The organism is Chryseobacterium sp. CFS15, from assembly GCF_031118795.1.
GTDB classification, from domain to species: Bacteria; Bacteroidota; Bacteroidia; order Flavobacteriales; family Weeksellaceae; genus Chryseobacterium; species Chryseobacterium indoltheticum.
In genome coordinates, this window is record NZ_JAVHYL010000001.1 from 233,096 (window position 1) to 246,035 (window position 12,940).

Annotated in this window: 10 protein-coding genes; 3 read left to right on the forward strand and 7 right to left on the reverse strand. The window is 34.6% G+C overall.

Features of this window, described 5'->3' with window-relative positions:
• Positions 1-149 precede the first annotated feature (149 nt).
• Entirely contained in the window at positions 150-1,958 is a 1,809-nt protein-coding gene (locus OH814_RS01130) for a T9SS type A sorting domain-containing protein (protein ID WP_308826798.1), read from the forward strand.
• Positions 1,959-2,010: 52 nt separating this feature from the next.
• On the opposite strand, the gene uvrA is transcribed toward OH814_RS01130, so the two are convergent.
• Positions 2,011-4,797 carry an excinuclease ABC subunit UvrA gene (gene uvrA, locus OH814_RS01135; protein ID WP_308826799.1) on the reverse strand — a complete coding sequence of 929 codons (2,787 nt, stop codon included), beginning with the start codon at positions 4,795-4,797 and terminating at the stop codon, positions 2,011-2,013.
• A gap of 389 nt (positions 4,798-5,186) precedes the next feature.
• Between uvrA and OH814_RS01140 the strand changes: the two genes are divergently transcribed.
• Both OH814_RS01140 and OH814_RS01145 read left to right on the forward strand, forming a co-directional pair.
• Positions 5,187-6,998, forward strand: coding sequence for a TonB-dependent receptor domain-containing protein (locus tag OH814_RS01140; protein WP_308826800.1), 1,812 nt, complete (start codon positions 5,187-5,189; stop codon positions 6,996-6,998).
• Between the two features lie 52 nt (positions 6,999-7,050).
• The gene (locus OH814_RS01145; RefSeq protein ID WP_115619072.1) at positions 7,051-7,767 is read left to right on the forward strand and encodes a DUF2490 domain-containing protein; all 717 of its coding nucleotides are present in this window, start codon (positions 7,051-7,053) and stop codon (positions 7,765-7,767) included.
• Between the two features lie 4 nt (positions 7,768-7,771).
• On the opposite strand, the gene OH814_RS01150 is transcribed toward OH814_RS01145, so the two are convergent.
• The 6 genes from OH814_RS01150 to tnpA form a co-directional block, all read right to left on the reverse strand.
• Positions 7,772-8,218: a phosphohydrolase gene (locus OH814_RS01150; RefSeq protein ID WP_076558268.1), complete on the reverse strand. Its 447-nt coding sequence runs from the start codon at positions 8,216-8,218 to the stop codon at positions 7,772-7,774.
• Between the two features lie 96 nt (positions 8,219-8,314).
• Positions 8,315-8,620 (reverse strand): hypothetical protein, encoded by a 306-nt coding sequence (locus tag OH814_RS01155; protein WP_115619070.1) that lies wholly within the window; start codon positions 8,618-8,620, stop codon positions 8,315-8,317.
• Positions 8,621-8,819: 199 nt separating this feature from the next.
• Complete coding sequence (locus OH814_RS01160) at positions 8,820-10,598, reverse strand: acyl-CoA dehydrogenase family protein (protein WP_123885051.1); 1,779 nt, start codon at positions 10,596-10,598, stop codon at positions 8,820-8,822.
• Positions 10,599-10,719: 121 nt separating this feature from the next.
• A complete protein-coding gene (locus OH814_RS01165; protein WP_115619068.1) occupies positions 10,720-11,088 on the reverse strand; it encodes a four helix bundle protein in 369 nt (122 codons plus the stop codon).
• 58 nt (positions 11,089-11,146) lie between these two features.
• Positions 11,147-12,325 carry an acetyl-CoA C-acyltransferase gene (locus OH814_RS01170; protein WP_115619067.1) on the reverse strand — a complete coding sequence of 393 codons (1,179 nt, stop codon included), beginning with the start codon at positions 12,323-12,325 and terminating at the stop codon, positions 11,147-11,149.
• A 106-nt stretch (positions 12,326-12,431) separates the two neighbouring features.
• Positions 12,432-12,896 carry an IS200/IS605 family transposase gene (tnpA, locus tag OH814_RS01175; RefSeq protein ID WP_308826802.1) on the reverse strand — a complete coding sequence of 155 codons (465 nt, stop codon included), beginning with the start codon at positions 12,894-12,896 and terminating at the stop codon, positions 12,432-12,434.
• Positions 12,897-12,940 lie beyond the last annotated feature (44 nt).

The window sequence follows — 12,940 nt, forward strand, 5'->3', positions numbered from 1 at the left end:
TATTTTCATACGCTATATGAATTTAATGTTAAAATTCACCAGTTATCCACATTTTTTTGTGGATAAGATAATACTTTATTTCAGTCACTTATCAATTAAACATATTTTAATTAAAATAACTATATTGCCGGTGAATTAAATAACACACCATGATATCAAAATCACTCCTATTAATGGCGTTTAGCACGCTTTCTATATTTTATAATGCACAGTCATTTCCTTACGAACGTACTTGGGGAACCTATGTAGGAGGTTCAGGCACTTATCTCAGTGACTTTAGTTTAAATGGGAATGCATTTTTTATTGACCCTCAACAAAATATTCTTGTCAATGGGCAAACATCATATCAAAACAGTTATACCTCATCTTATTATAATCAATTCGTAACAGGAGGTGGTAATACAATTATTGCTGGTCAACAGAATTTCTATTCGGCAAAAATTTCTCCCACTGGCCAAATGATTAAAGGGAGTTATGATGGTATTGGAAATAGTTTTGAACAAATTGTTGGAGTCGATAGCTCTGAAAACATGTACGTATTAAAAAATTATCCTACACAAGTACCAAATTTAGCTACATCGGGAGCCTGGCTAAGTCAAAATGTAAACACTGCAACGAGCCACACATTTACACTTACAAAATATAATTCGTCCCATAATGTAGTCTGGACTACCTATGTACCAAGCAATACAATGAGTATAAGGTTTGATGACAATCAAAATATCTATGTACTGGGAAGAATACGATATGACCTGCCCGGATTAGCAACACCCGGTGCATTTCAGGAAAATTTTATTCCTTACTACGCAGGAGGAATGATTCAGGACAATTCTTATCTTGTAAAACTTAATTCTTCAGGTCAGAAAGTATGGGGTACATTTTCTACTCCCGGAATTTTTGATTTTAAATGGTTTAACAATAATTTATATCTTGTAGCAGCGTATGCGCAGCATATGACTGGTAATTTTACGAATCCGGGGACATTTCAACCCACTACAACGTCGGATAATTTAATCTTTAAATTTGATGCAAATACCGGCCAGAAAATCTGGGGTACTTTTTATGGTACTCCAATTAATCCTACTTTATTTACCGGGCATGGCATCAGTGCAATTGAAGTTAATTCTACCGGAATCTACGTAAGTGGGCAGAATGAAGACGATGCTCATCCCAATTACTTTGCAACTACAGGTGCTTACAAAAATCAACTTACAAATAGTGACTTATTTCTTTCTAAATTCGATTTTACCGGAAACAGAGTTTGGAGTACCTATTTTGGAAGTACGGGATACGATGTCATGTTTGGAACAAGTAATTTAACTGTTTTGGGGAATCGAATAATCATAACCGGAAGCCATTACGGAGCTACAAGCAATATATCAACACCGGGAGCATTTCTCACAGCCGCACCCAACACTTCTTCAGGACTTACAAATATGTATTTTGCTGAGTTTGATTCTGACGGTAACAGAATTTGGGCATCCTACTATGGTGGAAGTGGGAGTAATCAATTAGGTGAGTATCTCAATGCAAAGTTTATGAATAATGGTTCATTGCTGTTATGGGGATTCACAGGTTCACCAACGGGTATTGGAACTGAAGGTGTTACTTATCAATATATGACCGATCCTTATCCGAATACACCATTTGGATTTGTAGCTAAATTCAGTCTGAAAGATGGATTATCAACGTCCGATTTAGCTAAGCAAAACGAACTTCAACTTTATGACAATCCGAATAATGGTAACTTCTATTTATCAGGAAAAGCTTTAGAAAAACAAAATACGATTGTAAAAATATTTGATATGTCCGGAAAATTATTGAATACTCAAAATCTTAACAAAAATAAAACACATTATCTACCGATGCACGGTAAGCTAAGTATCGGAAACTATTTGATAGAAGTAAATACCGAGAATGCGGAAAAACTAAAAGTCTTTAAAATGACGGTTAAATAATAGAAAAGGAAGCATAATCTGCTTCCTTTTTTATTTATATAAATATTAATTACTACAATTTCTCAGCAATATATTTTGCGGTATGCGATTTTTGATTCTTTGCCAAAGCTTCCGGAGTTCCTGCAAAAACAACTTCGCCACCGTATTTTCCGGCTTCAGGGCCGATATCTATAATATGATCGGCACATTTCATAATATCCGGTTGATGCTCAATGACAATCACAGAATGTCCGAGATCAATTAAAGCCTGTAAAGATTTTAATAATTTTTGAATATCATGGAAATGCAATCCGGTAGAAGGCTCGTCAAAAACAAATAAAGTTTTGTCTGTCGTTACACCTTTTACTAAGAAAGAAGCCAGTTTTACACGCTGCGCTTCACCTCCAGAAAGAGTAGAAGAGCTTTGCCCAAGCTGTAAATATCCCAAACCAACGTCCTGTAGCGGAGTCAGTTTTGTAACGATTTTATCTTCTTTATTTTCTCTGAAAAAATCTAACGCCTCATCAACAGTCATGTGAAGGATATCCGAAATATTTTTCTCATCGAATTTTACTTCTAAAACTTCATTTTTAAAACGGGTTCCTTTACAGGTTTCACATTCTAGCTCAATGTCTGCCATAAACTGCATCGAAACACTGATGATACCTTCACCTTTACAATCATCACATCTTCCGCCGTCCACATTAAAAGAAAAATGTTTAGGCTTGTAACCCATCATTTTGGCACTTTTCTGCTTAGAAAACAGATCACGAATATCATCATACGCTTTCAGATACGTTACAGGATTTGAACGCGAAGATTTTCCGATAGGATTTTGGTCGATAAGCTCAATATGCTTAATTAGTTTTTTTGGAAATTCGACAGAATCGTAGTCACCCTTTTTCCCGCCCATTCCTAACTGGATCTGAATGTCATTCGTCAGAATCTCTTTCATCAAAGTAGATTTTCCACTTCCTGAAACTCCAGAAATAACGACTAAACTTTCTAAAGGAATATCTACGTCTATATTTTTCAGATTATTGGATCTTGCTCCTTTAATATGAATGAATTCTTTTGCTTTTCTGCGCTTTTCCGGAACTTTTATTTCCAGTCTTCCGGTAAGGTATTTTGAAGTCAGTGTATCGGCATCTTTCAATGCTGCGTAATCACCTGCAAAAACAAGTTCACCGCCTAAATATCCAGCTTCCGGGCCAATATCAATAATATAGTCTGCCGCTTTCATGACATCTTCATCATGTTCTACAACGATTACTGTATTACCTATATCTCGAAGATTTTTTAAAACTTCAATTAAATTTTCTGTATCTCTGGAATGCAGTCCGATGGAAGGTTCGTCTAAAATATAGATAGATCCTACCAAAGAACTTCCCAGACTTGTAGCCAAATTAATTCTCTGGCTTTCACCGCCGGAAAGCGTATTTGAAGTTCGGTTAATCGTTAAATAACCCAAACCGACTTTTAGTAAAAATTCTAATCGGGTTGTGATTTCGTATAACAGCCTTTTAGCAATTTCTTTATCATGTTCTGAAAGTTTTAAAGCTTGCATCAATGGTAAAAGCTCGTCCAAAGGAAGCTCAATCATAGATTGAATGTTGTTTCCGTCGATTTTCACCCAGCTTGTCTCTTCACGCAAACGCAAACCTTCACAAGTAGGGCAAAGGGTTTTACCACGATAACGGGACAACATTACACGATACTGAATTTTATATAAATTCTCTTCAAGCATTTTGAAGAAGTTATTCAGAGAAGGGAAGGTGCTCTTACCGTCACCTTTCCAAAGATAATTTTTCTGTTCTTTGGTTAACTGATGATAAGGCTTATGAATAGGGAAGTCTTTCGCTTTTTTAATAAAATCTTTTTTCCATTCGCTCATCGTTTCTCCTTTCCAGGAAGCAACAGCATCTTCAAAAACCGATAAAGCTTTGTTGGGAATAACAAGATCTTCATCAATTCCGATCACCTTTCCGTATCCTTCACAAGTCGGGCAAGCACCAAAAGGATTATTAAAACTAAAAAAATGAACATTTGGCTCAAGAAATTCTATTCCGTCGAGCTCAAATTTATTTGAAAAGTTTTTTACGGTTCCTGTTTCTGTATTTTTTAAGGCACAATAACCGTGACCTTCATAAAACGCCATCTGAATAGAATCTGCCAAACGCTGAAGGAAACTTTCATCTTCTTCATACGAAAAACGGTCGATCACCAAATTGATTTCCATTCCTTTTTCGGGAGTGAAACCGAAACTTTCAAGATCTTCTATTCCGGCAAGATTTCCGTTGACTTCTAATCTTGTGAACCCAGCAAGTTTTAGAACATTTAAAGTATCTGTAAAACTTTCAACATCAAAATTCAGCGGAGCCGTTAGTAAAAACGGAACATTATTTTCAGAACTTTTAATGTACTCTATCACATCGGTCACCGAGTCTTTTTTCACTTCCTCACCCGAAACCGGAGAAAAAGTTTTACCAATTCTTGCAAAAAGAAGCTTCATGTAATCGTAAATCTCAGTAGAAGTTCCTACCGTAGACCGTGGATTGGAAGAAATTACTTTCTGCTGGATAGCGATTGAAGGCGCCAGACCTTTGATGTCATCGACTTTTGGTTTCTCTAATTTACCTAAAAACTGACGTGCATAAGAACTCAGACTTTCTACATATCTCCTCTGTCCTTCAGCATAAATCGTATCAAAAGCCAGTGAAGATTTTCCGCTTCCGGAAACTCCCGTTATGACGATGAGTTTATTTTTTGGGATTAAAACATCAATGTGTTTCAGGTTGTTAAGGTGTGCATTTTTAACGAAAACCTGTTTTTTTATATCTATTTCTGTTGTTGAAGCCATAGTAAAATTAAGACTAACAAAAATACGAATTTTTGCTGAATTTTTTAAAAAGAATTAATGCGTAACACTTTATTAATTTGGGAAAGAATAATTTAAATCTTGATAACATTTAATATCATATTTCTGACAGAAAATTTGCCAAAAAATATTTCATTTTTTAACGTCAAGTATTGCTTTGTAAATATTTTTCGTGTAAAATTGCAGCATAAATAGTAATAAATATGATACAGCTTTTCAGACATTTTATTACACATTTAATGAAAAAAAGATAAAAAGTTACAAGAACTGGAAGATGCATTATTGATGCATCTTTTTTATGATATGTATCATTTTTTGGTCTTGCCAAAGTCTCCTATTTTTGGGAACTTCAATATAAACTAAGAAATATTATGAATAAGAAGTTCGGAACTGTATTTTTTCTTGCCTCGTTTTGCGCATTAACCGCACAGGTGAAAACTTCAGATATTGATTCTGTTGAGATTCAGGGGAAATTTATTGCGACCACTTACAAAAATGCAAATCAGAATATTTCTATAATTACAAGGGATGAAATCCTCAACTCTCCGGCAGCAAGTATTGATGAAATTCTTCAGCAAATTCCCGGCATGGATATCAGAAGGAGAGGAGCGAATGGAGTGCAGAGCGATGTGGGCTTCAGAGGAAGCAATTTCGAACAAGTTTTAATCCTCATCAACGGAATCAGGATGAATGACTCACAAACCGGTCACAATTCTCTGAACGTTCCTGTTGATTTGGATAATGTTGAAAGAATAGAAGTTATCAAAGGACCATCTGCGAGAAGATTCGGGCAAAATGCTTATGCCGGAGCAATCAATATCATTACAAAAACTCAGATTGGTAAAAATGTGAAAATCAGCGCCAATGCAGGAGATTATGAAACATATGGTCTTGGATTTAATGCCAGTCTTGGAAACGAAAAGTTTTCAAACTCATTACAGGCAAATTCAAATTCTTCGCAAGGCTACAGACATAATACTGATTTTGAAATAAGAAATGTATTTTATCAAAATCAGTTGAAAATAAAAAATGGAGACATCAGCTTACAGGCTGGTTTTTCTGAAAAGAAATTTGGTGCCAACGGATTTTATTCTTCACCACAAGCAACTGAGCAATATGAAGAACTTCAGGCTTCCATTTTAAGTGTTGCCCATCAGCAAACTTTCGGAAAATTGAAACTCAATTCTAATATGTACTGGAGAAGAGGCCAGGATATGTATCTGTTTAGCCGAGAAAAACCTGAAATCTACAGGAATATGCACATCGGAAATAATGTAGGAGGAGAAGTTAATTCAAGCTACCAATCAAGTTTAGGAACTACAGGTTTGGGTGTAGAATTAAGAAAAGAATTCTTAGCAAGCAATAATCTAGGTGACAGAGAACGTTTTGTAACGCAGGTTTTCTTTGAGCATCATTTTTCTTTTTTTGATAAAAAACTAAACATCAGTCCGGGAGCTTCCTGGGCAAATTACTCTACCAATGGTAACTTCTTTTATCCGGGTTTAGACGTTGGTTATACATTCTATCAGAATAATAAAGTTTTTGGAAGTATTTCAAAAGTTCACCGGGTTCCTACTTTTACCGATTTGTATTACACAAGCAAAACAGAGCAGGGAAATCCAAATCTTTTACCTGAAAATGCGGTTTATGCGGAAATCGGTTATCAATATCAAAACAAAAGTATTTTAGCGAAATTCAGTGGTTTCTACAGAGATTCTAATGATGCTATTGACTGGATTAAAAATTCTCTGCAAGACCCGGTTTGGTATTCGCGAAATATCGGAAATAAAGAAACAAAAGGGATTGAAATAGAGATCGATCATAAAGTTTTCGATTGGATGAAATATACTTTGGGCTACACGTATATCGATAATAAGTTAAGAGATTTAAATGATCTGAATTCCCGTTATGCATTAGATAATCTAAAACATCAGTTTATAGCAAAATTTCAGACCAAATTTCTTACATACTTTACCAACGAATTGGTTTACAGATACAACGATAGGCTAAACTCGGGAAGTTATCATTTGCTGGATGAAAAAATAAGCTTTAATAAAAAAGACTTTTCGGTATATGCGTTAATCAATAATGTGACTGACACAGATTATATTGAAAATTTTGGAATACCTATGCCTCAAAGATGGTTTCACATTGGTTTTTCTTACAATATTAATATTAAGTAAACTTAATATTACGGAATAGTTAAATAATATAATTTTGCAAAAATTTTTTTGGATGAAATTTATTTTAAGCCTTAGTTTACTTTTCAGTTTAAGTATTTTAAAAGCACAGGAACATATTTCTGCTTTCAATGCTTTGACCTTAACTTATAAATTTCATCCAAAATTTTTCCTTTATGCTGAAGGACAGTTGAGAGGCATTGAAGACTATACTTATCCTGATTATTATGAAATAAAAGGAGGTTTGGGATATAACCTTACCAAAAATCATAAACCTTTTATCGGTTTAGGTCGATACGCAACTTATAAAGATCACGCCATTAATAAAGAAGAATTCCGTGTTTGGTTGCAGGATGTGATTGATTTCAAAAGTGGAGTGGTAAAATTTGAAAACAGATTTCGTGCAGAAAAATCATGGTTCTACGAGCCACAAACGGATAAAAATTCTGAAAGAATGCGCTACCGTTACCGTCTGAATGTTTCTGTACCTCTGAATGCTAAAAAAATCGCACCAGGAACAGTCTTCGCAAATGTTTACGACGAAGTTTTTGTAGTTACACCCATGAAACCTTCATTTGCAAGAAACCGACTTTATGGTGGCTTCGGATATCAGATTGATGAAAATTTCGGTATTCTGGGCGGTTATTTATGGCAAAGAGAATTTGAAGCAAAGGGAAACAAAAACGTTCATTTTATTTACCTGGCTTTAAATATCAATATCGACGATACTGATAATGATAACAAAACGTATCATTTCCCGGGAGCAGATTAATAATCTAATATTTCTCTGATAAATATCGGTACGCTTTCAAATATTTATTGAAACGGTGAATGTCTTTTGAAGTTAATTCCCGGTTTACCCTTCTCAAATCCATATTATCACGAAGATCATTAAGCTTTACGGCAACAGCAAGAGGTGATCTTTCGGTTCTTTTTACGAAATCATCGTAGACTTCTTCAGGATCAAATTTTGTAAGACAACTTACCGCAAAAAGTATATACTCGGGAAAACCTTCCGACCTTAAATATTCAAAACTGAATTCTTCGGGATGATCTTCTACAACATCATGCAAGACGCCAACGATTTTTTCATCCATTGTTTTGCCATATTCCATGACCCGCATTACGTGAGCAATATAAGGCGCATGATATTTATCTTTCTGGCCTTTATGTGCTTTGTCGGCAATTTTTATCGCTTTATTTAAAAGTTCTTCCTTTGTCATTCTCTTTTTGAAAAATAGAATACAAAAATATAAAACGTCTGAGATAAACTCAACGATTTTAATGAAATTTTATCAACAATTTCATTGATGTGATTACTATTTAGCTGCTAATTGCGGTGGTTTTACTGCATCAAATATATTTGGCATTCTATATAATGTCGTATTTTTCTTCGGAGCTTTTAAACTTGAATAAATCTCAGGATTTTTTGGCTTTGCTACGGGCATTTTGTACAATTTTGCAATAGCACTGTCCAAATTTGTGATCTGCAGTAATGGAGTTTTTACAAATGGCTTTTCAATTTTTGGAAATTTTAGAGTATCAATTTTCAATAGTTTTCGAGATGAAACCTGTGCTGAAAATGATATTGAACTTAATAATGTAATTACTAATAATTTTTTCATTGTGTTAATTTTTTATCAGATTAAATAATATAAAGTTTACGGGATTAAATTTTAACCTATTATAATAAGACAACTGATAACGTTTTAATATTACATTTTCTAAGAATTATTTAAAATTTGACTATCAATTTTTATATTATTTAACAAAAAAACGTCCCAAAAAATTGAGACGTTTTAAAATCAAATTTATCTATAAAGACTAATAATGTCCTTTTTCAATATAATGAGCCGCTACTTTTTCAGTTAAAGCAACTACATTCGGACTGTTCGTGTATTTTGTAAATCTTCTTAATCCTGAAAGCATCATTCTCTGCTCGTCACCTTCTGCAAAAGAAACAATTCCTTCTTTAGCAGCAGAAATAATTTTGTCAATCGCTTTGTAAAGATTTAACTGAGCCATTGCAGCTTCTACAGAATCAGTAGAGAAATGTTTTTCAGCTCTTAAAATTGCAGATTCTGCCATGTAAATTTGGTTTAAGATTTCAGAAGCGTTTAATAATAAATGCTGCTGTTTCTCAATATCCATCATATATTTTTGAAGAGCAGCACCAGAAACCATTAAGAAAACTTTCTTAAGATTAGCAATTATTGCTTTTTCTTCACTCATAAATGCAGAATAATCAGGAACTTCAAATGAAGGAATTCCCATTAATTCTTTGCTAATCGCCATTGCAGGAGACAACAAATCTAATTCGCCTTTCATTGCTTTTTTAATCAACATTCCAACTGCCAAAAGACGGTTAATTTCGTTGGTTCCTTCATAAATTCTTCCAATTCTTGCATCTCTCCAAGCAGATTCCATTGGAGTATCTTCTGAGAATCCCATTCCACCATAAATCTGAATTCCTTCATCGGCTGTAACCTGCGTAAGATCAGACACAAAAACTTTAAGAATAGAAGCTTCAACAGCAAATTCTTCAACACCTTTTAGTTCAGCTTGTTGATGATCCATCCCGCCAGCAACCAATTCTTCGATTTTATCTTCAACATTTTTTGCCAAACGGTAAGAACCCGCCTCACTTACGAAAACTCCTGTCGACATTTCAGCAATCTTCTTTCTGATTGCTCCGAAAGTTGAGATAGAAACGCCAAACTGTTTTCTTTCGTTTGAATACTGAATCGAATGGTTCAGGATTCTTCTTTGTCCGTCAAGGTTTGCTGCAGCTAATTTAATTCTACCAACATTCAATGCATTCAAAGCGATTTTGAAACCGTTGTTTCTTTCACCCAACATATTCTCAACAGGAATTTTCATGTCATTGAAGAAAACCTGACGCGTCGAAGACGAACGAATACCTAATTTGTGCTCTTCTTCACCAAAAGATAAGCTGTTTGGATCTTCTAATTCCGAACGGTTGATCACAAAACCTGTAATGTTTTTATCATCATCAATTTTCGCAAACAAAGTGAAAGTATCTGCAAAACCTGCATTTGAAATCCACATTTTTTGTCCGTTGATGATATAATGTTTTCCGTCATCAGACAATTTTGCTCTTGTTTTGCCTGAATTTGCATCAGAACCAGCATCCGGTTCAGTCAAACAATAAGCTCCGAATTTTGTTCCTGTAGCCAAATCAGGAAGGTATTTCTTTTTCAATTCTTCACTTCCGTAAAGTAGCGTCGGAAGCGTTCCGATTCCGGTATGCGCTCCATAAGCCGTTGCTAATGAACCATTTCCACCTGAAACATAATCACAAGCCAACATTGTACTTACGAATCCCATTCCAAGACCGCCATATTCTTCAGGAACAGTAATTCCAAGAAGTCCCATTTCCCCTAACTTACGCATTGTCTCTTCTGTCAATGCATAATCTTTTTTCTCAAAACGATCGTGCTTCGGTACAACTTCTCTGTCAATAAATTCTTTCGCAGAATCACGCAGCATTTTTTGCTCTTCAGAAAGTTCTTCCAAAGAGAAGATTTCGTTTGCAGGAATTTCCTTGATTAGGAATTCTCCGCCTTTTACTATATTGCTCATTATGTTTATTTTTAAATTTTATATTATTTAGAGACTTTAGATAATAGACAAATAGATAATAGATTTTTTTGCAATGAAAGTAGCTATTAAATTGTCGATTTTCTCTTCGTCTATTATCTTTTTAGTCTTTATGTAAAGTATTCTGAAATACCATAGTTGCTTTTTGAAATTCTTCAATTTTAGCTTCAAAAAATTCACTCTTTATATCGGATAAATATTTTCTGTGATTTGCTAACAATATTTGGGTTTGCAATTCAAATGAAGAACCTAAAGAAATATCCAAAAAATGACTAAAAGACTTATTTGTTCTGCTCGAACCTTCGGCTATATTTGAAGGAATTGAGATTGAACATCTGTCCATTTGACTCTTCAAACCATATTTTTCATAAGCTGGAAAAGTATCTGTAAGGTCTAATGTAAACTTTGATAATTCCATACCCATTTGCCAAATTTTAAGCTTTTTAAAATTGTGTCTTTTAAAATCATTCATCATTTCTTGTGTGTTTATCAACTCTATTATCTATCCGTCTATTCTCTCTTAATCCTTTTTAAAGAAGTTCAAAAATACTCGCTGCTCCCTGTCCCGTTCCAACGCACATAGAAACCATTCCGTATTTGTTTCCGCGTTTTCTCATTTCGTCAAGAAGCTGAACTGTTAATTTTGTTCCTGTACATCCAAGTGGGTGTCCCAAAGCGATCGCTCCTCCATTTACATTTAAAATATCTGGATTTAAGTCTAATTCTTTTTTGATAGCAACAGATTGAGATGCGAATGCTTCGTTTAATTCGATTAATTCAATATCTTTTAATTCTAAACCTGCTTGTTTCAATGCTTTTGGAATCGCATAAATTGGTCCCATTCCCATAATTCTTGGCTCAAGACCTGCAGCTGCATAAGCAACCAATCTTGCTTGTGGTTCAAGACCTAATTCTTTTACCATTTCTTCACTCATTACCATTACGAAAGCTGCTCCGTCACTCATTTGAGATGAGTTTCCGGCAGTTACGCTTCCCCCGTTGGCGAATACAGGTCTTAATTTAGCCAAGCCAGCTAAAGAAGTATCCGCTCTTGGTCCTTCATCCACTGAAAAATCAAACTTCTTAGTCTGCATTTTTTGGTTTTCATCCAAGAAATTGTATTCAACAGGAATCGAAACAATTTGGTTGGCAAATTTACCTTCTGTATTAGCTTTTAAGGCCTTCATATGAGATTCAAAAGCGAACTGATCCTGTTCTTCTCTTGTGATATTATATTGTTTTGCAACTTCTTCTGCAGTGTAACCCATTCCCCAATAATAATCAGGGTTTGTTTTTGCAATTTCTGTTTCTGGAACCGGTTTGTAACCACCCATTGGGATATAAGACATTGATTCTGTACCTCCTGCAATAATGCAATCGGCCATTCCTGCCTGAATTTTTGCAGAAGCAATCGCAATCGCCTCACTTCCTGATGCACAATATCTGTTTACGGTAACGCCGGGGACTTTGTCTGTATTTAAGCCCATTAAAGAGATTAAACGAGCAACGTTTAATCCTTGTTCAGCTTCCGGCATTGCATTTCCTACGATAAGGTCATCAATTCTGTTTTTATCTAATTGCGGAAGTTCAGCCATTAATTTTTCAATTACGGTTGCCGCCATTACATCGGGTCTTGTAAATCTTAAACTTCCTTTTGGAGCTTTTCCAACGGCTGTTCTGAAACCCTTTACTATATATGCTTGTTTCATTTTGTTGTATTAATATTATTAGTTAAGAATTTTGCATTGTAGACGCAAACTGTTCATAGCTTTTGTTTGTATTTTGCAAATCAAGGAGCTCCGTAGGAGCGACCTGTTAATCTTCAATCCATTCAAATACATATTTCGGATCATATTCAATTTCAAATTTTTGCAAGAAATCAAAATATTCTTCTTTAAATGTTTTCTTTTTATGATGCTCTTCTTGGTTTAAAATATATTTTACCACCGAATCAACACTGCTTTTTGAATAAGAGAATGCACCATAACCTTCCTGCCAATTAAATTTTCCATTCATCCATATTTTTTCATTAATGAATTTTGAAGAACCAGCTTTGATGTCTCTTACTAAGTCTGAAATTGAAATAACTGGACTCATACTTACAAGAATATGAACATGATCCGGCATCGCAAACACAGCGAATAATTTTTGATTTCTATTGGAAACAATACCTGTAATAAATTTATGCAATTCTTCTCTGTTTTCTTTTGAAATCAGGTTTTGTCTACCTTTGACAGCGAAAACAATTTGAATATAAATTTGTGTGTATGTGTTTGCCATAGATTTAACAGGTCGCCCCTACGAGGCTCGATGTTTTTAAAATT